Origin of the sequence: Bradyrhizobium sp. B117, from assembly GCF_038969555.1 — a bacterium.
In the GTDB taxonomy this organism is placed as follows: Bacteria; Pseudomonadota; Alphaproteobacteria; order Rhizobiales; family Xanthobacteraceae; genus Bradyrhizobium.
Window position 1 is genome coordinate 7,447,803 of record NZ_CP152414.1, and the last position, 23,926, is coordinate 7,471,728.

27 protein-coding genes and 1 riboswitch are annotated in these 23,926 nt (G+C 64.9%); of the genes, 16 read left to right on the forward strand and 11 right to left on the reverse strand.

From position 1 onward, the window contains the following. Nucleotides 1–44 precede the first annotated feature (44 nt). Nucleotides 45–647: a hypothetical protein gene (locus AAFG16_RS36020; RefSeq protein WP_283081149.1), complete on the reverse strand. Its 603-nt coding sequence runs from the start codon at nt 645–647 to the stop codon at nt 45–47. Nucleotides 648–867: 220 nt separating this feature from the next. Here AAFG16_RS36020 and AAFG16_RS36025 point away from each other — a divergent pair, with 220 nt between their 5' ends. Beyond that, the gene (locus AAFG16_RS36025; RefSeq protein ID WP_342732974.1) at nt 868–1,926 is read left to right on the forward strand and encodes a class I SAM-dependent methyltransferase; all 1,059 of its coding nucleotides are present in this window, start codon (nt 868–870) and stop codon (nt 1,924–1,926) included. Nucleotides 1,927–1,954: 28 nt separating this feature from the next. Here AAFG16_RS36025 and AAFG16_RS36030 read toward each other — a convergent pair whose 3' ends face one another. Further along, complete coding sequence (locus tag AAFG16_RS36030) at nt 1,955–2,338, reverse strand: VOC family protein (RefSeq protein WP_342732976.1); 384 nt, start codon at nt 2,336–2,338, stop codon at nt 1,955–1,957. A gap of 134 nt (nt 2,339–2,472) precedes the next feature. On the opposite strand from AAFG16_RS36030, the gene AAFG16_RS36035 reads away from it, so the two are divergent. Then, nucleotides 2,473–3,114: a carboxymuconolactone decarboxylase gene (locus AAFG16_RS36035; protein ID WP_342732978.1), complete on the forward strand. Its 642-nt coding sequence runs from the start codon at nt 2,473–2,475 to the stop codon at nt 3,112–3,114. Nucleotides 3,115–3,203: 89 nt separating this feature from the next. Then, nucleotides 3,204–3,986 carry a nucleotidyltransferase domain-containing protein gene (locus AAFG16_RS36040; RefSeq protein ID WP_342732980.1) on the forward strand — a complete coding sequence of 261 codons (783 nt, stop codon included), beginning with the start codon at nt 3,204–3,206 and terminating at the stop codon, nt 3,984–3,986. Here AAFG16_RS36040 and AAFG16_RS36045 read toward each other — a convergent pair. After that, nucleotides 3,983–4,615: a hypothetical protein gene (locus tag AAFG16_RS36045; protein WP_283081154.1), complete on the reverse strand. Its 633-nt coding sequence runs from the start codon at nt 4,613–4,615 to the stop codon at nt 3,983–3,985. The two genes, AAFG16_RS36040 and AAFG16_RS36045, sit on opposite strands and share 4 nt — an antisense overlap. A gap of 182 nt (nt 4,616–4,797) precedes the next feature. Beyond that, nucleotides 4,798–5,667, reverse strand: coding sequence for a DUF1194 domain-containing protein (locus AAFG16_RS36050; protein ID WP_342732983.1), 870 nt, complete (start codon nt 5,665–5,667; stop codon nt 4,798–4,800). 323 nt (nt 5,668–5,990) lie between these two features. Continuing rightward, a riboswitch (Fluoride riboswitch) is annotated at nt 5,991–6,078 on the forward strand. 95 nt (nt 6,079–6,173) lie between these two features. Between AAFG16_RS36050 and AAFG16_RS36055 the strand changes: the two genes are divergently transcribed. The 7 genes from AAFG16_RS36055 (at nt 6,174) to AAFG16_RS36085 (ending at nt 11,377) form a co-directional block, all read left to right on the forward strand. Next, a complete protein-coding gene (locus AAFG16_RS36055; protein WP_342732985.1) occupies nt 6,174–7,379 on the forward strand; it encodes an MFS transporter in 1,206 nt (401 codons plus the stop codon). Beyond that, nucleotides 7,379–7,768 (forward strand): fluoride efflux transporter CrcB, encoded by a 390-nt coding sequence (gene crcB, locus AAFG16_RS36060; protein WP_342732987.1) that lies wholly within the window; start codon nt 7,379–7,381, stop codon nt 7,766–7,768. Before AAFG16_RS36055 ends, crcB (AAFG16_RS36060) begins: the two co-directional genes overlap by 1 nt. 6 nt (nt 7,769–7,774) lie before the next feature. Continuing rightward, the gene (crcB, locus tag AAFG16_RS36065; RefSeq protein WP_283081158.1) at nt 7,775–8,203 is read left to right on the forward strand and encodes a fluoride efflux transporter CrcB; all 429 of its coding nucleotides are present in this window, start codon (nt 7,775–7,777) and stop codon (nt 8,201–8,203) included. Between the two features lie 2 nt (nt 8,204–8,205). Beyond that, complete coding sequence (locus AAFG16_RS36070) at nt 8,206–8,547, forward strand: DUF190 domain-containing protein (RefSeq protein WP_027558303.1); 342 nt, start codon at nt 8,206–8,208, stop codon at nt 8,545–8,547. Between the two features lie 43 nt (nt 8,548–8,590). Beyond that, nucleotides 8,591–8,902, forward strand: coding sequence for an ATP-dependent Clp protease adapter ClpS (clpS, locus tag AAFG16_RS36075; protein ID WP_342732990.1), 312 nt, complete (start codon nt 8,591–8,593; stop codon nt 8,900–8,902). Between the two features lie 124 nt (nt 8,903–9,026). Then, on the forward strand, nt 9,027–10,037 hold the full coding sequence (locus tag AAFG16_RS36080; protein ID WP_342732992.1) for an ABC transporter substrate-binding protein: 1,011 nt from the start codon (nt 9,027–9,029) through the stop codon (nt 10,035–10,037). Nucleotides 10,038–10,072: 35 nt separating this feature from the next. Beyond that, nucleotides 10,073–11,377 (forward strand): FAD-dependent oxidoreductase, encoded by a 1,305-nt coding sequence (locus AAFG16_RS36085; RefSeq protein ID WP_342732994.1) that lies wholly within the window; start codon nt 10,073–10,075, stop codon nt 11,375–11,377. A gap of 74 nt (nt 11,378–11,451) precedes the next feature. On the opposite strand, the gene AAFG16_RS36090 is transcribed toward AAFG16_RS36085, so the two are convergent. The 4 genes from AAFG16_RS36090 to fabI form a co-directional block, all read right to left on the reverse strand. Then, on the reverse strand, nt 11,452–12,642 hold the full coding sequence (locus AAFG16_RS36090) for an adenylate/guanylate cyclase domain-containing protein (RefSeq protein WP_342732996.1): 1,191 nt from the start codon (nt 12,640–12,642) through the stop codon (nt 11,452–11,454). 115 nt (nt 12,643–12,757) lie between these two features. Then, a complete protein-coding gene (gene aroC / locus AAFG16_RS36095) occupies nt 12,758–13,846 on the reverse strand; it encodes a chorismate synthase (protein WP_342732998.1) in 1,089 nt (362 codons plus the stop codon). Nucleotides 13,847–14,053: 207 nt separating this feature from the next. After that, nucleotides 14,054–14,653, reverse strand: a complete 600-nt coding sequence (locus AAFG16_RS36100) for a histidine phosphatase family protein (RefSeq protein WP_342733000.1) — start codon at nt 14,651–14,653, stop codon at nt 14,054–14,056. A 75-nt stretch (nt 14,654–14,728) separates the two neighbouring features. Continuing rightward, nucleotides 14,729–15,538: an enoyl-ACP reductase FabI gene (gene fabI, locus AAFG16_RS36105; protein ID WP_342733002.1), complete on the reverse strand. Its 810-nt coding sequence runs from the start codon at nt 15,536–15,538 to the stop codon at nt 14,729–14,731. Nucleotides 15,539–15,709: 171 nt separating this feature from the next. On the opposite strand from fabI, the gene AAFG16_RS36110 reads away from it, so the two are divergent. Further along, nucleotides 15,710–16,198 carry a sigma-70 family RNA polymerase sigma factor gene (locus tag AAFG16_RS36110; protein ID WP_011085414.1) on the forward strand — a complete coding sequence of 163 codons (489 nt, stop codon included), beginning with the start codon at nt 15,710–15,712 and terminating at the stop codon, nt 16,196–16,198. Nucleotides 16,199–16,298: 100 nt separating this feature from the next. Beyond that, the gene (locus AAFG16_RS36115) at nt 16,299–17,072 is read left to right on the forward strand and encodes an anti-sigma factor (RefSeq protein WP_342733004.1); all 774 of its coding nucleotides are present in this window, start codon (nt 16,299–16,301) and stop codon (nt 17,070–17,072) included. A gap of 380 nt (nt 17,073–17,452) precedes the next feature. Here the strand turns inward: AAFG16_RS36115 and AAFG16_RS36120 are convergent, their stop codons facing one another. Both AAFG16_RS36120 and AAFG16_RS36125 read right to left on the reverse strand, forming a co-directional pair. Further along, the gene (locus AAFG16_RS36120; protein WP_342733006.1) at nt 17,453–18,415 is read right to left on the reverse strand and encodes a J domain-containing protein; all 963 of its coding nucleotides are present in this window, start codon (nt 18,413–18,415) and stop codon (nt 17,453–17,455) included. 187 nt (nt 18,416–18,602) lie between these two features. Continuing rightward, complete coding sequence (locus tag AAFG16_RS36125; protein WP_342733008.1) at nt 18,603–19,004, reverse strand: RT0821/Lpp0805 family surface protein; 402 nt, start codon at nt 19,002–19,004, stop codon at nt 18,603–18,605. Between the two features lie 113 nt (nt 19,005–19,117). On the opposite strand from AAFG16_RS36125, the gene pdxH reads away from it, so the two are divergent. From pdxH to AAFG16_RS36140, 3 genes are read left to right on the forward strand one after another with little or no spacing between them, the layout of a single operon-like run. Further along, entirely contained in the window at nt 19,118–19,759 is a 642-nt protein-coding gene (gene pdxH / locus AAFG16_RS36130; protein ID WP_130370227.1) for a pyridoxamine 5'-phosphate oxidase, read from the forward strand. A gap of 25 nt (nt 19,760–19,784) precedes the next feature. Next, complete coding sequence (locus AAFG16_RS36135; protein WP_283087053.1) at nt 19,785–20,537, forward strand: SDR family oxidoreductase; 753 nt, start codon at nt 19,785–19,787, stop codon at nt 20,535–20,537. Nucleotides 20,538–20,558: 21 nt separating this feature from the next. After that, entirely contained in the window at nt 20,559–21,329 is a 771-nt protein-coding gene (locus AAFG16_RS36140; protein WP_342733013.1) for a methyltransferase domain-containing protein, read from the forward strand. Between the two features lie 561 nt (nt 21,330–21,890). Here AAFG16_RS36140 and AAFG16_RS36145 read toward each other — a convergent pair. Next, nucleotides 21,891–22,868: a magnesium transporter CorA family protein gene (locus AAFG16_RS36145; RefSeq protein WP_283081169.1), complete on the reverse strand. Its 978-nt coding sequence runs from the start codon at nt 22,866–22,868 to the stop codon at nt 21,891–21,893. Nucleotides 22,869–23,205: 337 nt separating this feature from the next. Between AAFG16_RS36145 and AAFG16_RS36150 the strand changes: the two genes are divergently transcribed. Beyond that, nucleotides 23,206–23,892 carry a L,D-transpeptidase gene (locus AAFG16_RS36150; protein WP_283081170.1) on the forward strand — a complete coding sequence of 229 codons (687 nt, stop codon included), beginning with the start codon at nt 23,206–23,208 and terminating at the stop codon, nt 23,890–23,892. Nucleotides 23,893–23,926: the final 34 nt, after the last annotated feature.

Below are 23,926 nucleotides of genomic sequence, written 5' to 3' on the forward strand. Positions count from 1 at the left end.
CATGACCTTTCGGGAAACCGCTGCACACTTTCCCGGGTCATGCTCTAGCGCCGCAACCCGCTCAACGCCGGCGACTCGCCGGGCAGCATGTTCGATCGGATATCGCTGTCCATGCGGCCCGAATCCTGCTGGACGACACCGGCGCCGAACGACAGGCTGAGATTGGAGGTCGGCTTGAACTCGACCCCCGCGAACGCGCTATAGCCGGGAGAGGCACCAGAGGTGAGCGGCGCAAGCGAGCTGCCGATGCCGTCGCCATATTTCAGCGAGTTGAAACCGGCAAAGAACGTGACCGGCATGCCGCCCGCAGTCTTGGTGTTGTAACCGAACTGCGTGCTGTCATAGGACAGCGCGCTGAAATTGCCGGCCGGGACGGACTGGCTGAGGCCGCTCAAACCAAGATTGCCGCGCGCGCCGCCGACAAAGAAACCGGGACGAAAATCATAGCCGCCATTGGCATCGGCCGCATTGAAGCTCGGAAAATTGCCGTAAGCGTCGGCGCTCTGGACGGCGCTGCCGCCGAAGCCGAAAGGCCCGCCCGGAATCCAATATTGCAGCGGGGCCGCCTGCGCATGGGCCGGCGCATCGCCGAGGCAGAGCACCGCGAACAGAGTTGCAAGAGCGCAGGACCGAGTGAAGCTGGACATTCAGGTGACCGTCAGAAACCTCGCAGATTATATGCCCATGATCGTGCAAATGCCAGCGACGCAATGCCTGGGCTCACGCGATCCGGTTCCGGCCATCACCTTTTCCTGACGCCATGAACCTCCCCTCCGACGCGCGGACCCATTTACAGGGCATGCAGCGCGCTCCCGACAGTGGATGTGCGCGGACCCTCGAAATGTCCGCCATCGCATGGAGGCTATCATGGACGTCGATACCGACAGGTTGAATGCCTTTATGGGCAAGATGATCACCGAGGTCGGGGCGGCGATGAACGCATCGCTGGTCCTGCTGGGCGACAAGCTCGGCCTTTACCGCACCCTCGCCGCCAAGGGACCGATGAACTCCGTCGAGCTGGCGAGCGCCACCGGAACGACTGAGCGTTATGTCCGTGAATGGCTCTCGAGCCAGGCGGCGTCCGGGTACGTCGAATTTGACTCAGCATCCGGAAAATTCTCGATGCTGCCAGAGCAGGCGATGGCGCTTGCCGACCCGGACAGCCCGGTGTTCCTCGGCGCCGTCGGCAACGTCATTGCCGCAGCGTTTCTCGACGAGCCGAAGATCACGGACGCGTTCAAGACCGGCAAGGGTGTCGGCTGGAATCGGCGCAGCGAGTGCCTGTTCTGCGGCACCGCCCGTTTCTTCCGCACCGGCTACATGCATCATCTGGTGCAGGAGTGGCTGCCGGCGCTGGACGGCGTCGTGGACAAGCTCAAGCGCGGTGCCAAGGTCGCCGACGTCGGCTGCGGTCACGGCGTCTCGACGCGGCTGATGGCGGAGGCCTTCCCCAATTCGCGCTTCTACGGCTTCGACTATCACGAGGGCTCGATCGAGGCGGCGCGAAAGGCTGCAGCCGAAGCAAAGCTCGGCGATCGCGTCAGCTTCGCGGTGCACTCGGCCAAGTCCTATCCGGCCGAGGGCTACGATCTCGTCTGCTTCTTCGATTGCCTGCACGACATGGGCGATCCGGTCGGCGCCATCCGCCACGTGCGCGAAAGCATGGCCAAGGACGGCACCTGCATGCTGGTCGAGCCGTTCGCGGGCGACCGCCTCGAGGACAACCTCAACCCGGTCGGGCGCGTCTATTACGCGGCGTCGACCATGATCTGCACGCCGGCCTCGCTCGATCAGGAGGTGGGCCTGGCGCTCGGCGCCCAAGCCGGCGAGGCGAGGCTGCGCAAGGTCGCGGGCGAAGGCGGCCTGTCGCGCTTCCGCCGCGCCGCCGAGACCCCGTTCAACCTGATCCTGGAGGCACGGATCTGAACGCGCGCAAGCGCCGCGGCCGACGATGTCAGGCCGCGTCGCCCACGCCCATTCCGAACGTGATCTGGTTGCCGTCGGCATCGACGACGTCGAAATCGCGCATGCCGTAATCGCGGTCCTCCGGCCGGTTGAGCAGCCTGGCACCGCGCCGCGAGACTTCGGCACAAATCTCGTCGACGTCGCGGACGAAAACGCAGAGACCGCCATGTCCGGGCAGCCGTTTCGTTGCGGCCGCCGCGAGCAGATGCAGGCCGACCTCGTCCCGGCAGAGGCAGGCATAGGACGGAGGCTGGCCATATTCGAAAGTGACCTCGAAGCCGAGCACGTCGCGGTAATAGGCAAGGCTGGCGGCGATATCGGAGACGACGAAGACGGTGGCTGAGCCGGCCATCATCACGGGTTCGTCGGTCATTGGTCCCTCTCCATCGCAAGCAATCTCCAGCGCGCAGTGTAGCATGCGCGCCCGAGGTCTTGCACGGGCCAGGCTGCAACGTAAGCTGGCGATCGAACAAGGCGGCATGAGTCCGCCAACATGGGAGGATGACGATGAAATATTCCGGCCTGGCGCTGGTTGTGCTGCTTGCCGTGACGATCTCCCGCGCGGGCCACGCGGCCGAGCCGACGCGCTTCACACCGCTCAAGCCGGACGAACTCACGCCGCCGCAGAAGGAATGGGCCGATGCGATCGCGGTGCCGCCGCGCAACGCCAAGTTCACCAACCCGCCCTATCGCGCCTATATCCGCAACCCCGAGTTGGCGCCAAAGCTCTCGGCGATGTCTGACTATCTGCGCTGGAATTCGTCGCTGCCGGCGCGCCTCAGCGAATTCGCGATCCTGATCACGGCACGGCAATGGACGGCGCAGTACGAATGGTTCGCGCATTATCCGCTGGCGATGAAAGCCGGCCTCGATCCGCAGGTCGCCAAGGACGTCGCAAACGGCGTGCGGCCGCAGACGATGAAGGATGATGAAGCCGCGCTCTATGATCTCGCGATGGCGCTCTACCGCGACAAGAAGGTGTCCGATGAGGTCTATCGCGCCGCCCAGCAGAAATTCGGCGAGCGCGGCATCATGGATATCATCGGCCTGATCGGCTATTACGACCTGGTCTCGATGACGCTGATCACGATGCAGGCGGAAGCGCCGAAGGACAGCGTCCCGCCCTTGCCGCCGCTGGCTGCGAAGTAGCATCAGCAAAATTGCCCTCCATGCCGCACGATCCCCTGCTCACGCGCCTGACATCCGCTCTCGCCGAAGTGCCGGGCATCGCGGCCATCGTGCTCGGCGGCTCGCGTGCGCGGGGCAGTGCACATCCGGCGTCGGACTACGACATCGGGCTCTACTTCACGGCGGCGAGCCCGCTGGACACGGAACGGCTCCTGGCGGCGGCGAAGACGATCGCTGACGACCCGGCCACTACGTCGGTGACGCCGATCGGAGAATGGGGACCGTGGATCGTCGGCGGCGCCTGGCTGTCGGTCGAAGGAAACAAGGTCGATCTGCTCTACCGCAACATCGATGCGGTCGAGGCCGTGATGGCATCCTGCCAAGCAGGCGTCGTCACCATGGATTACCAGCCCGGCCATCCACATGGCTTCTGCTCGGCGATCTGGATGGGCGAGATCGCCTGTTGCCAGCCGCTGCACGATCCAGAGGCCCTGATCGCCCGGCTGAAGTCTGCCGCGCTGCCCTACCCGCAGCCGTTGCGGTGCGCTCTGATCCGGCGCTTCCAGTGGGAAGTGCTGTTCGCCATCGAGAACGCAGAGCTGGCCATCGCGCGCGACGAATGGACCCATGTCGCCGGATGCGCCTACCAGTCGCTGGCTTGCGTCGCACAGGTTCTGTTTGCGTTGAACGAACGCTATCTCATCAACGAAAAAGGCGCACTGGGGGAAGCCGCGCGCCTGACGCTGACGATTTCGCATCTGAACGAGCAGACGAAAGAGGTCTGGCGATTGATCGGCGATGGTGCCTTTGCGTCCGCCTGCGATGTCTTGCGTGAAATCGACCGGCAATTGAAAGCGCTGACGCAGTCCGCGACAACGAGCCGTAGCGGCTAGGCCGTCTTGTCCACCGAGGACGAACCGTTCGTCGGCGGGTACTTCGTCACCGGCACCATGAAGGACTTGGTGCCGACCTGGTAGATGATCTTGCCGTTCTTGCCGTCGTCGGTCGCGATCTGCGACTGGCCGAACGTGATCACGTTCTTGTAGACGTAGCCGGTGCCCTGGCGGGTGATGCCGTCGGTGGTGACGCTGACCGTGGCTTCCTTGCCGTTGATGGCAAGGACGCGAAAGCTTGCGCTCTTGCCATTGTCGGCCGAATAGCCGCCCCAGGTTCCCATGAGGTTGCTGTCGGAACCGGGAGGCGCCTGCTTTGCGAGAGTGGCGGTCGCCTGGCCGCCGCCGGCGGAGAACACCAGCGCGAGATTCTTGCCATCCTTGGTGCCGACAGTGACGTTGCCGTAGGTGATGGTCGCACCATTGACCTGGCCGAAACCGCGCTCGGTATGCCCATTATGGGTATACTCGATCTGGGCTCGGGCTCCCCGGATGTTCACGACCTTGAAGCCGACTTGCTGGTTGTTGCCCGCCCAATTGCCTTTCCAGTCACCGACCAGGTTGCTCTGGTGATACATCCGCTCGTTGGCGGGCGATATCTGGTTGGTGCTGGACGAGATGACGGCCATTGGATTGCTCGGCGGACGATCCTGACAAGGACGCTTTCGTTCGCGTGTCGGCACACAGTATCAGGACATGATCCTGAAACAGCTGGAAACAATTGGATTAAGACCACGCGCTGGTTAACGAGCCGTTAAATTCAACCGCTGCGCGAGTGAGGCAAACGGTCCCATTCGACAGGTCGCGCGGCTCAGCGGCCCCAGCGGTCCGACCAGATCTTCTCGCCGATCATGCAATTGACCCGCGGCTCCTTGTCCTTGTCGGCAACGGGCACCACGGGTCGCTCCGGCGTGCGGCCCGCCACCTCCATCAGGAGTTTCGTGCGGATCGCTTCCTTGAACTTCTCGCGATCCTTGATCGAGATCACGAAGGAGCCGGGACCGCCGATGACGCAGTCTTCGTAATAGTAGTCGAGATTGTCGATATCCATGGTCGAGTAGGACGGCTCCTTGACCATGATCGGCAGGCCGTTGATGACGATGCCCTTCTCGAGCGCGGCGTCGCGCGCCACCGTCACGGGGCCGCCATTGTTGTTGGGACCGTCGCCCGAGATGTCGATCACGCGGCGCAGGCCGCGATAGGGATCCTCCTCGAACAGCGGCATCGCGAAATTGATCGCACCGGAAATCGACGTGCGCGAGGCGCGCCGGATCGGCGTCTTCATGATTTCGGCCGCGACCGCATCGGCAGTCTCCGGTCCGTCGATCAGCCGCCAGGGGATGATGACCTTCTGGTCGCTGGAGGCCGCCCATTCGAAATAGGTCACCGCGATCCGGCCGTTCGGACCGAGCTTCAGCGCCTGGAGGAATTCCTTCGACTGGATCGCCTGCGCATAACCTTCGCGCTGCACCGCGAGTTCGTCCATGTCCATGGAGTAGGAGACGTCGACCGCGAGGATCAGCTCGACGTCGACGGTCTGCGCATCCTTGTCGGCTGCAAGGCGTTGCGGCTGATGTCTGGACGGCTCAAATTTGGGTCCTGGTGCCGCGATTCCCGCGACCTCCCCTCCGGCCAACATGCCGGCCACCAGCACAGCCCCGATCGAGAACAGCAAGCGCATCGCAGTCTCCCGTCGTATGACGCGATGGTGACATGCAATCGCCTTGCCGCAAAGCGCGAAGATCGCTTCCGCTTCACATTCGAGTTAGGAATTTCGCGCTTTACGCAAAGCCGCCGCGGTGTTGCCGCGCTTGCGTCATCGGAACGCGTGCGACCACGGGCTCCGTCATTCCGGGGCGGCTCGAAGAGCCGAACCCGGAATCTCGAGATTCTCTGGCGCGCAAGGGCGCGCCAGAGTTCTCGCTTCGCGAGGCCCGGAATGACGGCGTTAGTGGAGCTACTCCCCCGCCCACTTGTCCGGCGCGATTTCCATGCTAGGCTGGACGCACAGATGGGGATGGAGTCCCCCGACAACCGCCCGGCGGCTCAGATTGTACCTGGACCGTAATGGGCTGATGACTCCTGCTTGAGGTGGGGCAATCATTGAGCCTCCGCCTTTGGCGGGAGCATGGACAAACCCGCCGATGGCGGGTTTTTTGTTGCCTGAAGCCGGACGAAGGAGAAGGCGTGACGACGACACCGAATGCTGCGCGCAGCACGTTGCCCAGGGGGATCTGGGTGCTCGGCTTCGTCTCGATGCTGATGGACGTCTCCTCCGAGATGATCCACGCGCTGCTGCCGGTCTATCTCGTCACCGTGCTCGGCGCCTCCACGCTCACCGTCGGCTTCATCGAGGGCGTCGCGGAGGCGACCGCCTCGATCACCAAGATCTTTTCGGGCGCACTGTCCGACTGGCTCGGCCGCCGCAAGCTGCTCGCCGCCCTCGGCTATGGGCTGGCCGCGATGACGAAGCCGCTCTTCCCGCTCGCCCCCAGCGTCGGATGGCTGGTCGCAGCGCGCTTCATCGACCGGGTCGGCAAGGGCATTCGCGGTGCACCGCGGGATGCGCTGATCGCCGACATAGCGCCTGCAGGCCTGCGCGGCGCGAGCTTCGGCCTGCGGCAGTCGCTCGACACCATCGGCGCCTTCGTCGGGCCGCTCGCGGCGATCGGCTTGATGTGGTGGACGGCGGATAATTTCACCCTCGTGTTCTGGATGGCCGTGCTGCCGGCCTTCCTGTCCTTCGCCCTGATCGCGCTCGCGGTCCACGAGCCGGAGCCGGACCCGAGCCGGGAGCCCGCGACCAATCCGCTGAATCTGACGGCGATGCGGCAGCTCGGATCGGTGTACTGGCGCGTCGTCGCGGTCGGCGTCGTCTTCACGCTGGCCCGCTTCAGCGAGGCCTTCCTGATCCTGCGCGCGCAGAACATTGGGCTCAATGCGATGTGGGTGCCGGCGGTGCTGGTGCTGATGAACATCACCTACGCGCTGTCGGCCTATCCGGCCGGCGTGCTCTCCGACCGGATCAACCGGACCGCCCTGCTCGCGCTCGGCCTCCTCTTTCTCGCCGGCGCCGACCTCGCGCTCGCCTTGCTGCCGAGTCTTGGGGGCCTCGCGCTCGGCGTCGTGCTGTGGGGGCTGCACTTGGGATTGACGCAAGGCCTGCTCTCGGCCCAGGTCGCCGACGCTGCGCCGCCGAGCCTGCGCGGCACCGCCTTCGGCTATTTCAACCTATTCACGGGGATTGCCTTGCTCGCCGCCAGCGTGATCGCCGGCGCATTGTGGGATGCCTATGGTCCTGCGGGCACATTCCTCGCCGGGCTCGGCTTCGCACTGGTGGCGCTCGTGGGGCTGCTCACTGTGGGCAACGGCCCCGTCGCGGAGGACAAGTGATGCTGAGCGGAGTGATCGCGATCGCGATCGGCAGCGTGCTCGGCGGCTGCGCGCGCTATTTCGTCTCCGGCGCGATCGCCCGGCGGATGGGCGAGACGTTTCCGTGGGGCACCATGACCATCAACGTCACCGGCGCCTTCCTGATCGGCATCTTCGGCGCGCTGGCAACGCATCCCGGCTCGGTGTTCGCCGCGCCCAATCCCTGGCTATTCGCGGTGACCGGCTTCCTCGGCTGCTACACCACGGTGTCCTCGTTCAGCCTGCAAACGCTGACGCTCGCCCGCAACGGCGAGCCGATGCACGCGCTCGGCAATGTCGTGTTCTCGGTCGGGCTCTGCCTCGCCGCCGTCAGTTGCGGCTTCCTGCTCGCGGACAGTTTTGGAGGCTAACGGCAGATGAAGTCCCCCTCCTCCGCCGAGCGCTGGCGCACCGCGACGCTCTATGCCTGGGTGGCCGCCGGCAGCATCATTGGCGGGCTGACGCGCTACCTGGTCGGGCTCGCGCTCGACACCGGGCCCGGCTTCCCCATCGCGACGCTGTTCATCAACGCCACGGGCTCGCTGATCATCGGCTTCTACGCGGCGCTGACCGGCCCCGACGGCCGCGTGCTGGCGCGGCCCGAGCACCGGCAATTCGTGATGACCGGGTTCTGCGGCGGCTACACCACTTTCTCCACTTTCAGCCTGGAAACCTTCCGCCTGTTCCACGGCGGCATGAAATATACGGCGCTGGCCTATATCGCCGCGTCGGTCGTCTGCTGGCTGGTGTCGGTTTGGCTCGGCCATATGCTGGCGAGCCGCTATAATCGCCTGAAAAGGAGCTGACTATGCAGATTCCCAATCAGGCGGTTTCGCTCCGGATCTTCATCGGCGAGAGCGACCATTATGACGGCAAGCCGCTTTATGAAGCGATCGTGACGACGGCGCGCGAGCGGCACCTCGCCGGCGCGACCGTGCTGCGCGGCCCGATGGGCTTCGGTAAATCGAGCCGGCTGCACACTTCCAAAATCCTGCGGCTGTCCGAGGACCTGCCGCTCCTGATCGAGATCGTCGACAGCGAGGACAACATCAACGCATTCCTGCCCATCCTGGATGGCATGATGTCGAGCGGCCTGATCACCTTGGAGAAGGTGCAGGTCCTGCAATATGGTGCGAAGGCCGCGAGCTGATCGCTCCGGCAGGAACCCGAGCCCGCCCTGTCGGGGAGGCGGAATGAACGACACCGTCACGACGCCGAAAACCAAAACCAAGACCAAGACCAAGGTCGAGCGGCCGCGGCTGCACAAGGTCATCCTGATCAACGACGACTACACGCCGCGCGAATTCGTGACCATGGTCCTGAAGGCCGAATTCCGCATGACCGAGGATCAGGCCTACAAGGTGATGATCACCGCCCACAAACTCGGCACCTGCGTGGTCGCCGTGTTCACCAAGGACGTCGCCGAGACCAAGGCGACACGCGCCACCGATGCCGGCCGCGCCAAGGGCTATCCGCTGCTGTTCACGACCGAACCGGAGGAATAGGCCATCCGCGCTTTCCGACTTTGCATTCCCGCCAGAGATCGCCGACAATGCCGCAAAACCGGGGCAGGCCGGACAACAAGCAGGGCGGGAAACGACGGAAGTGGGCAAATCAAGAAGAAGCTTCGTGACAAGAGGCCGACTGATTCTGACGCTGGCGGCGATCACCTTCCTCACTAGCAGCATGGCGCAAGCGGCCGAACGGGTCCGCATCGGGCTGCTGAAACTCTCCTCGGCCGCCCCGTTGTTCCTCGCCAAGGAGCGTGGCTATTTCGAGCAAGAAGGGATCGAGGCCGATCTAAAGTTCTTCGACGCCGCCGTGCCGATCGCGGTAGCGAGCGTCTCCGGCGATATCGATATCGGCTTCACCGGCTTCACGGCCGCTTTCTACAACCTCGCGGGCAAGGGCGGACTGAAGGTGATTGCCGGCACGGCGCGCGAGGCACCCGGCTTCCAGAATACCGCTTACGTCGCCTCCAAGCGCGCGTATGATTCGGGCCTGAAGGCGCTGAAGGATTTTCCGGGCCATTCCGTCGGCATCACGCAAATCGGCTCGACTTTCCATTATTCGCTCGGCCTGATCTCCGACAAGCTGAAATTCGACGTGACCTCCGTCCGGGTCGTTCCGCTCCAATCGTTGCCGAATGTCGCCGCTGCCATCAAGGGCGGCCAGCTCGACGCGGCGCTTACCGCCACGACCACGATCAGCCCGGTGGTCGCCTCTGGCGACGCGATCATTCTCGGCTTCGTCGGTGACGAGACGCCTTGGATGCTCGGCTGCGTCGTGGCTTCGAACGCGACGATCGAGAAGAACCGCAAGCTGGTCGAGAAGGTGCTGGCCGCCTATCGCCGCGGCGCCGACGACTATGCGCGCGTGCTGTTGAAACGCGATGCGGACGGCAAGTTCGTCCGCAGCGAGGAAGGCGACGCGATGCTTGCGATCATCTCCAAATACACAGAGCAGAAGGTCGAGCAGCTCCGCATCGGGCTCTCGGTCGTCGATCCCGCGCTCGACAGCGCCGACATCGCCCGTCAGATCGCCTGGTTCAAGCGCCAGAAGATGATCGAACCCGACATCGATGCCGAGAAGATCATCGACAAATCCTTCGTCCCGGACCGGCCGACGACGCCGAGATGACTGACGACAACGACAACAAGAACACGGAGCGAGCCATGAGCACGAGCGAAGTCACCGCGGGCACCAAAATCGTCCGGCGTGCCGCAAACCAGAAGCCGTCGCGCGTCGTCGCCGACATCTGCGTGGTCGGTTCGGGCGCAGCCGGCATGTCTGCGGCAATCGAGGGCGCGCGCGCCGGGCGCAAGGTGGTGCTGGTCGATAGCCTGCCCGCGCTCGGCGGCCAGGCGGTCAACTCCATCATCGGCACCTTCTGCGGCCTGTTCTCGAACGGCAGCGACGGCTACCAGTTCACCCACGGTATCGCCGACGATCTGCTGGGCGACCTCGGTGCGCAGGAGAACGCGCTGTTCTACCGCCGCGGGCCGCACACCACCGTCGTCTATTACGACGAGGTCGCGCTCGGACGCTGGGTCGAGAAGGCGATGCTTGCGGCCGGCGTCACCGTGATCGTCGGCGCCGTCATGCGCAACGTCCGCGTCGCCGGCCGGCGTGTGACCGGGATCGATCTCTCCACCCGCTACGGCGACGTCGAGGTCGAGGCAAACGGCTTCGTCGACGCCTCCGGCGACGCCGCGCTGGTGTGGCAGGCGGGTTTTGCCTGCCGCGAGCCGGACGACGGCCCGATCTACGGCACGCAAATGCTGATCGTGGAGAATATCGACGAGAGCAAGGTGCCGAGCCGAGAGGAATTGCCGGCGCGCATGCGAGAGAAGGCCGGCGACTACGGCCTGTTGCGGCGCGAGGGCCTGTCCTTCGTCATTCCCGGGCGCGGCGTTGCCGCCATGAACATGACCCATGTCGAAACGCCGCTGGAGCCGCTGGAGGCGAGCCGCAAGGGCATCGAGGGCAAGGACCAGGCCGACCGCGCCTTCGCCTTCCTCAGGAACGAATTCCCCGCCTGCTTCGGCAAAGCGCGCATCCGCGCCTATGGCTTTCCGGGGATCCGCCAGACGCGCTGGATCGTCGGCCGCCAGCAATTGTCGGTCGATGACGTCAGCGCCGGCACCAAATTCGAAGACGCGATCGGCCGTACGGCGTGGCCGATCGAACTGCACGACCACGGCTCCGGCCATCACTGGCACGTCTTCGACAAGGACCACGTCCACTATGTGCCGTTCGGCAGCCTGGCGCCGCAGGAGGCCGACAACATCGTCGCGGCCGGCCGCTGCATCGATGCCGACAAGGCCGCACTCTCCAGCGTTCGGGTGATGGGACCCTGCATGGCGATGGGCGCCGCCGCAGCGCACGCGCTCGACCTCGCCGGCAGCGGCAGCGTGCATCAGATCGACATCGACGCACTGAAGTGGCGCGTGCGCGACAATCTGGAGCGGACGGACTGAGGCGCGCGGCAGCCGAGAGCGGCGGCCGCAGTGCTCTGCTCAGCCGATCCGCGCGATCGTCGGCCTGAACGCGCTCACGCCATCACCACCGGCGTCTCCTCGCCAAGCCCGTAGACGCGCTGGGCTTTCGAAAATCCCGCGATCGGAAAATCGCCGAGCGCGCGCCAGTCGTGGCGGCAGACATTGGCAAAACCTTCCGAGGCGACGACGGTGCGACCGAGCCGGCCGGCGATCTTCTCCAGCCGCGCGGCGAGATTGACGGCGGGGCCGATGCAGGTGAAGTCGAGGCGGTTGCCGCCGCCAATGTTGCCATAGAGGATGTTGCCGACGTGGAGCGCGACGCCGAAGCGGAAACGCTCGACGACGTCGCCGACCGGAAAGGCGAGCGCCTCGACGCTGGCGCGGGATTCGCGCGCGGCCTCGAGCACGCGGGAGCAGACATGCTGGGCATCGCCGACATATTCGTCGATCGGGAACACCGCGAGCAGGCCGTCGCCCATGAATTTCAGCACCTCCCCACCATGGCCGCGGATCGCGGTGACCTGGCAGTCGAAATACTGGTTGAGGATCTCGACCACGGTCTCGGCCGGCAGCCGGTCCGACAGCGCGGTGAAGCCGCGCAGATCGGAGAGCCAGATCGCGGCCTGCATGGTGTCGTTGTGGCCGCGGCGGATTTGGCCGCCGAGGATGCGCGCGCCGGCGCGGTTGCCGACATAGGTGTCGAGCAGCATCTCGGCGGTGCGGCGCAGGCTGATGATCTCGGCGACGCGCGCAAGCGGCGTCACGATGGAGCGGATGGCCGCGACGTGGTCGTCGCTGAAGCCGCCGGGATGTCGTGTCACCCAGCTCGTCGCATGCACCGAGCCGTCGAGAAACGGTAGCGGCACCGCGATATAGTCGGTCGCCCCTTCGGCCCGCATGTCGTCGAGAAACGGAAACCGCTTGCTGTCCGGATCGTCCATCCGTCCGCGGACCTCCAGGCCCTGCTCGAACACGATCCGGAGCGGGCTCTTGGCGAATTCGGGCGTCTCCAGGATCTCGAAATCGACGGTGCCGATCTCGACCTCCTCGCCCTGCCGCCAGATGAAGTTGCGGCCGAATATCTCCGGATGCAGCGTGCGGATGAAGACGCCGAACCGCCACAATGGCAGCCCGGCCTCGACCAGATGTTCGCAGATGTCGGCGATCATCTCGGCCGGGGTCCTGGACGACCGCGCGCCGTCGATCAGCCAGTTGGTGATGCGCTGGAGCTCGGAGGTTTCCATGCGCGCATTTGCGGACGAAGTTGTGCTGACGTCAAGCTGCGCGGTGGGCTGGTACCGCGAGATGAGAGCGTCACCGCGGTGTCTTCACCTCTCCAGAGCGGGGAGAGGTGAAGAACTAGCGGCCGACCTGCCCGCGATCCCGGATGAAATGATCCGCCAGCACGCAGGCCATCATGGCCTCGCCGACGGGGACGGCGCGGATGCCGACGCAGGGATCGTGGCGGCCCTTCGTAAAAATCTCGGTGTCGGCGCCCTTGCGGTCGACGGTGAGGCGCGGCTGCAGGATCGACGAGGTCGGCTTCACCGCAAAACGCACCACCACCGGCTGTCCCGTCGAGATGCCGCCCAGAATGCCGCCGGCATGATTGGAGAGGAAGCGCGTGCCGTCATTGCCGGTGCGCATCTCGTCGGCATTCTCCTCGCCAGTGAGCTCGGCGGCGCCAAAGCCGGCGCCGATCTCGACGCCCTTCACGGCGTTGATGGTCATCATCGCGCCCGCGAGATCGGAATCGAGTTTTGCGTAGATCGGCGCACCTAAGCCGGCCGGCACGCCCTCGGCGACGATCTCCAGCACCGCGCCGATCGAGGAGCCGCTCTTGCGGATGCCGTCGAGATAGGTCTCGAAGAAGGCGGCCTTGTCCTTGTCCGGACAGAAGAACGGATTTTTGGCGATCTCGTCCCAGTCCCATTTCGCGCGGTCGATCTTGTGCGGGCCGATCTGCACCAGCGCGCCGCGCACCTTCACGTCGGGCAGCACTTTTCGCGCGATGGCGCCGGCAGCGACCCGCATCGCGGTCTCGCGCGCCGAGGAGCGGCCGCCGCCGCGATAGTCGCGCAGGCCGTACTTGGCCTCATAGGTGAAGTCGGCATGACCCGGGCGAAACTTGTCCTTGATCTCCGAATAGTCCTTCGAGCGCTGGTCGGTGTTCTCGATCAGCAGGCCGATCGGCGTGCCGGTCGTCACCTGCACGCCGGTCTCCGGATGCGCCATTACGCCGGACAGGATTTTGACCTGGTCCGGCTCCTGGCGCTGGGTGGTGAAGCGCGACTGGCCGGGCCGGCGGCGGTCGAGATCCTTTTGGATATCGGCTTCGGTCAGCGGGATCATCGGCGGGCAGCCGTCGACCACGCAGCCGATCGCCACCCCATGGCTCTCGCCAAAGGTGGTGACGCGGAACATGTGGCCGAAGGTGTTGAAGGACATACCGAACTGCTGCCTAACGTTGGATGACAACGCTTTTGCTGAACGTGACGTAACGCGATCTGGATGGGGGGTCAAATGGTCGCCAAGCTCGTCATGGCCAGGCTTGTCCCGGCCATCCACGTTCTTGGTCACGGCAAGCAAGAAAACACGTGGATGCCCGGGACAAGCCCGGGCATGACGGCGGGGGGGCGGGGCGGCGAGCCGGGCTTAACTAAACTTTTCCAGCCGGCCGTCGCGGAACACGTAGACGGCGCCCTGCTCGATATAGAGCTCAGCGGCGCTGGCGGGGGTCTCGAGCCCCAAGGCCACCATCAGGGCCCGGCAGGTGCCGCCATGGGCGACCGCGACAGTGTCGGTCCGGAGCTCGTCGTACCAGGCGCGAACGCGGACCTGCACGTCGGCATAGGTCTCCCCGCCCGCGGGGCCGACGGTCCATTTGTCGGCAAGGCGCCTCGCATAGATGTCTGGATCCTTCGCCTCGCTCTCGGCCAGCGTCAGCCCCTCCCAGCTGCCGTAGCCGATCTCGCGCAGACGGTCATCGAGCCCATAGTCGGCAGGCGGCAATTCGAGCTTGCCGCGCGCGAGCTCCATGGTCTGGCGCGCGCGGCCGAGCGGGCTGGATACATAGGGCAGCGCGGCCTTGTCACGGCCGTCACGCCTGAACAGATCGGCCAGCACGCTGCCGGCCTGCACGGCCTGAGCGCGGCCGCGCGCGTTCAGCGGAACGTCCTTGGTGCCCTGAAGCCTGCCGAGCGCATTCCACTCGGTCTCGCCGTGGCGAAGGTAGTAGATCGTAGGCACGGGCATTCCAGCTAAAGACTAGTTCTCTTGTTTGAGCATGATCTGATCGGAAAACCGGTTGCCACTTTTCCGGATCATGCTCTAGCCACCGAGCGAAATGTCCGGCGCGTCCGGCCGCTTCATGCCGAGCACGTGATAGCCGGAATCGACGTGATGCACCTCGCCGGTGACGCCGCGCGAGAGATCGGAGAGGAAATACAGCGCGCTGCCGCCGACGTCCTCGGTCGACACGTTGCGCCGCATCGGCGCGTTGTACTCGTTCCATTTCAGGATATAGCGGAAGTCGCCGATGCCGGACGCGGCGAGCGTCTTGATCGGCCCTGCCGAGATCGCGTTGACGCGGATGTTCTTCTCGCCGAGATCGGCAGCGAGATAGCGCACGCTGGCTTCCAGCGCCGCCTTGGCGACGCCCATCACGTTGTAATGCGGCATCCACTTCTCGGCGCCGTAATAAGAGAGCGTGATCAGCGAGCCGCCGTCCGTCATCAGCTTCTCGGCGCGCTGCGCCACCGCCGTGAACGAATAGCAGGAGATCAGCATCGACTTCGAAAAATTCTCCTGCGTGGTGTCGACATAGCGGCCGTCGAGCTGCTCGCCGTAGGCGATCGCGTGCACCAGGAAGTCGATCTTGCCCCACTTCTCCTTCAGCACCGCGAACGCCGCGTCGATGGTCGCCGCGTCGGTGACGTCGCAATGGCCGAGCACGAGGCCGCCGATCTCGGCGGCGAGCGGCTCGACGCGCTTCTTCAGCGCATCGCCCTGATAGGTGAAGGCGAGCTCGGCGCCGGCGGCGTGGCATGCCTTGGCAATGCCCCAGGCGATCGAGCGGTTGTTGGCGACGCCGAGGATCACTCCGCGCTTGCCTTGCATCAGACCTGAATTCTGCGCCATTTCTTCACGTCCCATCGAGCGGGTTGAGGTTTGGAGGTACACCAGCCCTCCCCTGCGGTACAGCCCTAATACGCGGCGTTAACGCTGTTTCGAGCGCCGGAATAGCCGTTCCATTCGGGTGTTATGATGATCGAGGCGTTCGCGCCTGATGTGAGGGACGTCAAGACGGCAATGAGTGCGTTTCGCCAGAGTGTGGAAGCCATGATTCCGGCGCTGCGCCGCTACGCCCGCGCGTTGACGCGCGATGCGGATGCGGCCGACGATCTGGTGCAGGACACCTTGGTGCGGGCGCTGCGTTCGGAGCGCCTGTTCCTCGGAGGCGACGTCAGGAGCTGGCTCTACACGATCCTGACCAACCTCAACAAGAACCGGCGGCGCTCGCTGGCAAGGCGGCCGCAATTCATGCAACTGACGGAGAACAACCCGGATGCCAGCGGGACCGAAGCCGAAGGGCGCGACATCGAGAAGGCGCTGGCGACGCTGGTCGAGGAGCAACGCTCGGTGCTGCTGCTGGTGATGCTGGAAGGCATGAGCTACCGCGAAGTCGCCGACATCCAGGGCGTGCCGATCGGCACCGTGATGTCGCGCCTCGCACGTGCCCGCGCCCACGTCAAAGCCTCACTGGAGGGCGAGCGCCCGGCGCTCAGGCGGGTGAAATGATGGCAGAGTTGATGCATCGCGTTTTGTCCCGCCTGCCGATGAGGCGAGCAAAGTTGAGTCACGAAGAACATTTTGGGCCGCAGAGCCAGAGACGAACGATATGAACGACCGCAATATCCCAGTGACCGAGGACGAACTGCACGCCTATGTCGACGGCGAACTGCCGGCCGAGCGCCGCGCCGATGTCGAGGCCTGGCTCGCCGCCCACCCTGAAGATGCCGAGCGCGTGCAGACCTGGCGCGCCATGGCCGAGATGCTGCACGCCCGCTACGACGCCGTCGCCCTGGAGCCGGTGCCGGCGCGGCTGGAGCTCGAGCGCCTGGAGCGCCGCCCCCGGCAATGGATGTATGGCGCCGCAGCGGCTGTGCTGGTGGCTTTCGTCGCCGGCGGCTCCGCCGGCTGGCTCGCGCATGGCGCCGCCAACGCCCCCTCGACCTTCCAGAGCCTCACCGCGGACGCGCTCGACGCCCACCGCCTCTATGTCGTCGAGGTCCGGCATCCGGTCGAGGTCGGGGGCAACGAGCGCGACCATCTCCAGGCCTGGCTGACCAGGCGCTGCGGCTGGACGGTGTTCGCGCCGAACCTGGAGGCGAGCGGGCTGAAGCTCGTCGGCGGCCGGCTCCTGCCGGGGCCGAACGGGCCGGCCTCGTTCCTGATGTATGAGGGCGCCTCGGGCGAACGCTACACAATCTACAGCGCCAAGACCGAAAATGGTGCAACGCAGATGCGCTACGCCAGGACGGACAAGGACGGGGCGCTGTTCTGGGCCGAGCGCGGCGTCGGCTACGTCGTCAGCGGCGTCGGCGGCGACCGCGACAGGCTGAACAAGGTGGCGCAAGCCGTTTACGACCAGGCAGAGAAAAACGGCGGCTGAACAACTGCACGAGCGCGGTGCCTAGATTCCGTCATCGAAAATTTCGAATCAAGACATGTGTGCGTCTCATTATCGCACCGGGTGATCACGCGATTATGAGTGGCGTTCGATCCGCCGATCGACGCGGGCGGCCTCGATTGGGGTTTTTGGTACCGCGCTGGTCCCCCTCTCGAGGCCGCACCTTATTATCGGCTGCCCCGCCGGACAGCCGACACGTCTTAGACGTCAGCGTCGAAGCGCGGCCCGCGCTTCAGGCGTGTGTTGAGCATCATCCTTGTGGGGAAGAGAATGCTCCGATCGTCGACGCGGTCTCGGACAGCGCCCTAGTTCTTGGGCATGATTTTTTCGGAAAACCGCTACGCACTTTTCCGAATCATGCCTTAGCCGAGCCCGCTACGCGGATTGTACGGATGTTGGTCCCGCCACTTCTCCATCAATGCTTCAAGCTCGGCGTCGTTCCCGTCTGGTAGCATAATCCTGATGGTGACAAAGAGGTCGCCGGTTCCGCCGGCCTTCGGCAGGCCTTTGCCCTTGAGGCGGAAGGTCCGGCCGCTGGAGGTGTTTTTCGGGACCGACAGCTCAACGGCATTGCCGAGGGTGGGCACGCGGACCTTGCCGCCGAGCACCGCCTCATAGAGCGTGACCGGCAGATCGATCCGCAGGTCCGCGCCCTCGACCTTGAAGTAGGGATGCGGCGCGATGTTGATGGTGAGCAGCAGGTCGCCGGGCGGATGGCCCTGCGCGCTCTCGCCCTGCCCACGCAGCCGGATCTGCTGGCCCTCGGTGACGCCGGCCGGAATCTTGACGTTGAGCTCCTTGCCGTTCGGCAGCCGGACCCGCTTCTCGCCGCCCTTGACCGCCTCTTCCAGAGAGACGGACATCGCGACATTCACGTCGAGATCGAGCCCGATCCCGCCAGTGTCGAACTCGAACTGGGCGCCGCCGCCGGCGCCGGGCCGCGCGCCGCGCACCCCGCCTCCGAACATGCTGTTGAGGATGTCCTCGAACGCACCGCCGCCCGGGCCGCCACCCGCACCACCGCTGCGGAACGTGTAGCTCTCAAAGCCGCCGGGGCCGGCGCGACCGCGCGGACCGCCGCCGGGAAAGCCCTGGAAGCGCGGCTTGCCCTCGGCGTCGATCTCGCCGCGGTCGAACTGCTTGCGCTTGTCCTCGTCGCCGAGGATCTCGTTGGCCGAGTTGATCTCGGCGAAGCGCTCGGCGGCCTTGGGATCGCCTTTGTTGCTGTCGGGATGGTGCTTCTTGGCAAGCTTGCGATAGGCGCTCTTGATCGCGGCAGCATTGGCGCCCCGCGGCACCCCCAAGACCTCATAGGGGTCGCGCATCCGTCACGTCTCCTTCAAGAATTCGAATTTGTTCAAAGGGCTCCCCACCCCAGCTGTGATCCATGTGGGGGCGGAGTGGCATTTTTGCAACTAGTCGGGTGAAGCGGACCGCTTCGATTCGAGCACGATCTTATCGGAAAACCGGTTCACACTCTTTGCGAACCGTCCTTCCGGGTCAGGATCCTGCTCAGCTCCGCCATGGCTTTAGCGTATGAATCTCCCAACGGCCATGGCTGCTTTGGCAGCCGGCGCCCTGGAGCCAGCTTTCGGTGCTGCCGTTGACGTAGCTCGCCAGGAAATCGCGGCACTTGCGGCCGCCCTCGGCGGCATAGGACTGCGCGATCGGCGTCACCGAGCCGCGCGCCCCGGTCTCCGGGTTCTCCCAGTGCTGGCTCGAATCCTTGTCACCCTTGCTGAGGACATCGGAGGCGGCGTTGCGCGCGAAAGCGAGATCGGTCTCGGTCGGCGGGGCATCCTTCCGCGCGATCGAACCGGTGAGGTCGCTATCGTCGGCCTTGGCATAGGCGGTCTTGTCATTGCGGGAAAAGCTGCAGCCGCCCGCACCGAGCCCGATCAGGATGATCGTCAAGACAAGGCCCGACGGACGGATCGCCGATAGGCCAACGCGTCCCCATGCCCTATATAGGGTGGGAGCGGACAACAGCGCGTTTTGGGCCGCGGGACGCAACTCGGACTCCGGACATGACCGACACGACCTCGATGAAACACCAGACACCCTTAACATCCGGTGATTTCACCGCCGCCGACGAGCCCTTTGCGCTGTTCGAGGCCTGGCTCAACGAGGCGATCAAGAGCGAGCCGAACGATCCGAACGCGATGGCGCTCGCAACCGTCGATCCCGACGGGCTGCCTGATGTGCGCATGGTGCTGATGAAGGGCTTCGACACCGAGGGTTTTGTCTTCTACAGCCACATCGCAAGCCAGAAGGGCCGCGAACTCGCCGCAAATCCTAAGGCCGCTTTACTTTTTCACTGGAAGTCGCTGCGCCGCCAGGTCCGCATCCGCGGCAACGTGACGCCGGTGACCGACGCCGAAGCCGACGCCTATTTCGCGACACGGCCGAAGCAGGCGCAGATCGGCGCCTGGGCCAGCAAGCAGTCCGAGGCGCTGGAGAGCCGCTTCGCCTTCGAGCAGGCGATCGCGAAAGTCGCGGCCCGATACGTCATCGGCGAAGTCCCCCGGCCGCCGGGCTGGAGCGGCTGGCGCATCACGCCGGTGCGCATCGAGTTCTGGCACGACCGCCCATTCCGCCTGCACGACCGCATCGAATTTCGCCGTGACGCGGCCGGCCAGCCGTGGTCCAAGACGCGGATGTACCCCTGAGCTCGGGCCGACCTGAAAGATGTCCATGCCGCATTCGTCGAACGCGCCGCGCCGCACGCTGCTCCTGACCGGAGCGAGCCGCGGCATCGGCCACGCCACCGTGATCCGCTTCTCGTCGGCGGGCTGGCGCGTCATCACCTGCTCGCGGCATCCCTTCCCGGAAGACTGTCCGTGGGACGCAGGGCCGGAGGATCACATCCAGGTCGACCTCGGCAACCCTGAAGACACAGCGCGCGCCATCACCGAGATCCGAAATCGTCTCGAGGGCGGCACGCTGCACGCGCTGGTCAACAACGCCGCGATCTCGCCGAAGGGCCCCGGCGGCGGACGGCTCGGCTCGGTCGACACCGATCTCGACACCTGGACCCACGTCTTCCACGTCAATTTCTTCGCGCCGATCATGATGGCGCGCGGATTGATCGCGGAATTGAAGGCGGCGAAGGGCTCGGTGGTGAACGTCACCTCGATCGCGGGCTCGCGCGTGCATCCCTTCGCGGGCGCCGCCTACGCCACCTCGAAGGCCGCGCTCGCCGCGCTGACGCGCGAGATGGCCTCCGATTTCGGCCGCGTCGGCGTGCGCGTCAACGCCATCGCGCCGGGCGAGATCGACACCTCGATCCTGTCGCCGGGCACCGAGAAGATCGTCGACCAGCAGATCCCGATGCACCGGCTCGGCACGCCCGACGAGGTCGCCAAGATCATCTACGTGCTGTGCACGGACACCTCGTCCTACGTCAACGGCGCAGAGATCCACATCAACGGCGGCCAGCACGTCTAGGCCGAAGATGTGAGGTGAAGGATGGGCCGGTTCGCGAGCACGGCCTCGCTCTACGAGCATTTGCGGCCGCCCTACCCGCGCGAGTTCTTTCGCGCCGTCGCGCACAAGCTCGGCGTCACCGAGCAGAGCAGCCTGATCGACCTCGGCACCGGACCCGGCCTCCTGGCGCTCGGCTTTGCGCCCTATGTCGGCCGGCTCGTCGGCGTCGACCCCGAGCCTGCCATGCTCGATGCGGCGCGCCGCGCGGCTGCGAGCGCGGGTCACACAGTTGCGTTGATCGAGGGCAAGGCCGAGACGCTTGCTGACGACATCGCCAGCTTCGACGTCGTGACGATCGGCCGCGCGCTGCACTGGATGGATCGCGAGGCAACGCTTGCGCGGCTCGACCGGCTGGTCGAGCGCGACGGTGCGATTGCGATCTGCGCCTCGTTCCCGGCCGCCGACGGCCGCAACCCATGGCTCGACGGTTACAACGAGATCCGCCGCCGCTGGTCGCCGGCCAAGCTCTGGGAAGAGGCCGGCCGTGGCTCGCGGACCCATCGCGACCTGCCTGCGTTCTTTCGCGGCAGTGCGTTTCGGCCGGCCGAGCTCGTCGCGGTCGAGACCAGCCACAACGTGAGCGTGGAGGACCTGACACGCCGCACCCTCACCTACTCGTCGTCCTCGCCGGATGCGTTGGGCGAGAATGTCGAATCAATGCTACGCGATATCGGAGAATTGCTGGCAGGCTTCAGCCGCGACGGCATGATTGCCGAGAGCCTCGTCTCGACGGCAGAAATTGTGAAGCGCTAGGTGATTTGCCGAAACACGGAAGCAGGCGATCCAGACAACGCCGCCGCAAGACCTGGATCGCCCTTGCCTTCCGTTCCTCAATCGAGTCGAATCCGACGTGACCTCTCGCGCGGCCGCGGAGCCGCCGTGCTGAACGCAGTCGAGCAGTCGTCGTCGTTCTCGCCGTCGAGCAGCGGAGCACCACAGTGCCGGCACATGCGTGCCGACATCGACGACGCCTTGCCGCTCGCCACGGACTGACGATAGTTCGCCAGATCGATGACGTTGCGGGGCGACGTTATGTGTTTTTCAACCATGGCTGTTCCTCGCGGCTACGCACTGCTTATCGCAGACAAGTTTCGCGCAAACGTTCAGCCCACCGCTCAAATTTTACCGGAGGAATTGGGGCGGCGCGCACACATCACCGCGCAGCCGCAATCCCGCTCTATTCTGCGACACGATACACCGTCTCTCGGCGAACGGCGTAAGGTATCGGTAGGTATCTTTGCCTGACGATCCTGTATCGCTACGAACGTCAGGCTGACGTTTCCAGCATGATCTCAGCGCAAGCGAGTTCCGGCTTTACAGCCACTTCTTCAACTTGAAGATCCAGTACGGAACAATCGCGGCGATCAGCATCATCACCAGCGCCATCGGATAGCCGTGGACCCATTCGAGCTCCGGCATCACCTTGAAGTTCATGCCGTAGATCGAGGCGATCAGCGTCGGCGGCATCAGGACAACGGCCATGACCGAAAACAGCTTGATGATGTTGTTCTGCTCGAGATTGACGACGCCGAGCATGGCGTCGAGCACGAAGGTGATCTTGTTGGAGAGATAGGAGGCGTGGTCGGTCAGTGACGCCACGTCGCGCTGCATGGTCTTGAGCTGCTCGCGCATGTCCTTGGACCATTTCACGCCCTCAACCACCGCAGAGAGGAAGGTGACGACGCGGCCGATCGAGACCAGGCTCTCGCGAACCTTCGAGGTCAGGTCGCCCTTGCGGCCGATCGAGATCAGGATCTGGGAATATTGCTTGGCGTGGCCGTGGCGCTCGCTCTCCGGCTCGAAGATGTCGTGCGAGACCTGGTCGATGTCGGAACCGCAGCGCTCAAGGATGTCGGCGCAGCGGTCGATCACGGCGTCCAGCAGCTCCATCAGCACCATCTCGCCGGTGATGGAAGGGGTGCAGGAGCGGGCGAGCTTGGCCTCGACCAGGGCGAAGGGCTTCGGCAGGTCGTAACGCACCGTCACCAGGCGGTGGTCGCCGAGGATGAAGGTCACCGCCGTGGTCCGGGGCATGTCGGTATCGGAGTGGCACATCAGCGTCGCCGTCATGTAGCGCGCGCTGTTCTCGATATAGAGACGGCTGGAGATCTCGATCTCCTGCATGTCTTCCCGGGTCGGGATGGCGATGCCCAGGAGCCGCTCCACGGCCTTGTCCTCGGCCGCGGTCGGGCTGACCAGGTCGACCCACACCGCATTCTCCGGCACGGCCGCCAGATCCTCGACCACGGCCCTTTTGAGGGTGCCCTCGGAGGGAACGAAAACAGAAAACATGCACCAACTCCAGCAGGGGCCTGCGACAGAATGGCAGCCCTTAGCGCGATTCTGACAAGTTCATGATGACAAGCACATTAATGGAGCGTTTGCATTTGTGGCGGCGCCGTGACCCAACCGTGGCACGGAATCGACAGTTCGGCATTCCTCGCCCAAAAACCAACCCAAGACCGCAAAAATTGCGGCAAAAAAGCCACAGCTTGGGTCTTGCAGCGCGGGAAAAGGTCCGAAACGCTGGAATTGTGGCAGATTTCAACCATAATGGGCCCAACGGAGTCGTGGTTTGAGCTTGGCTCAAGCCCCGGGAAAGCTTGTTGTTGTCGATTGGAACCAAATCATGTCGTCGCTGAAAGTTACGCTGGGTATTTTGGCTGCGGGCCTGATGCTGTCGGGCTGCATGCAGGCCACACATTTTGAGGCGACCGATACCAAGGCCTTCAAGCCGAAGGACAAGGAACTTCTCGCCAAGGTCCGGTACGAGAACACCCCCGTCGCCGAGCCGTTCCGCCGCGCCATCGTCGATTACCACCGCAAGGAATCGCCGGGCTCGATCGTGGTCGATTCCGACAACCATTATCTCTACTGGGTCATGGATGGCGGCAAGGCGATCCGCTACGGCATCACCGTCGGCGAAGAGGCCATGGCCTGGTCGGGCATCGCCAAGGTCGGCAGCATGACCGAGTGGCCGGCCTGGCATCCGACCCCGGGTGAGATTTCGCGCCTGGGCGTTCCGACCTATGTCGCGCCGGGTCCGGACAATCCGATGGGCTCCCGCGCGATGTATCTCTACTCGGGCGGCAAGGACACGCTGTTCCGCATCCACGGCACCAACCAGCCGGAATATATCGGCGCCTCGATCTCGTCGGGCTGCATCCGCCTGACCAACGAGGACGCGATCGACCTCTACAATCGCGTCAAGGTCGGCACCATCGTCGTGGTGCTCGAGCCGAAGCACGGCGACTCGCCGTACAACTCGCGCCTCGCGCTCGGCAGCAGCCAGACCGGTCAGGCCGGCAGCTACTGATCGCTTCCTGATCTGACGAATCCAAAAGCGCCGG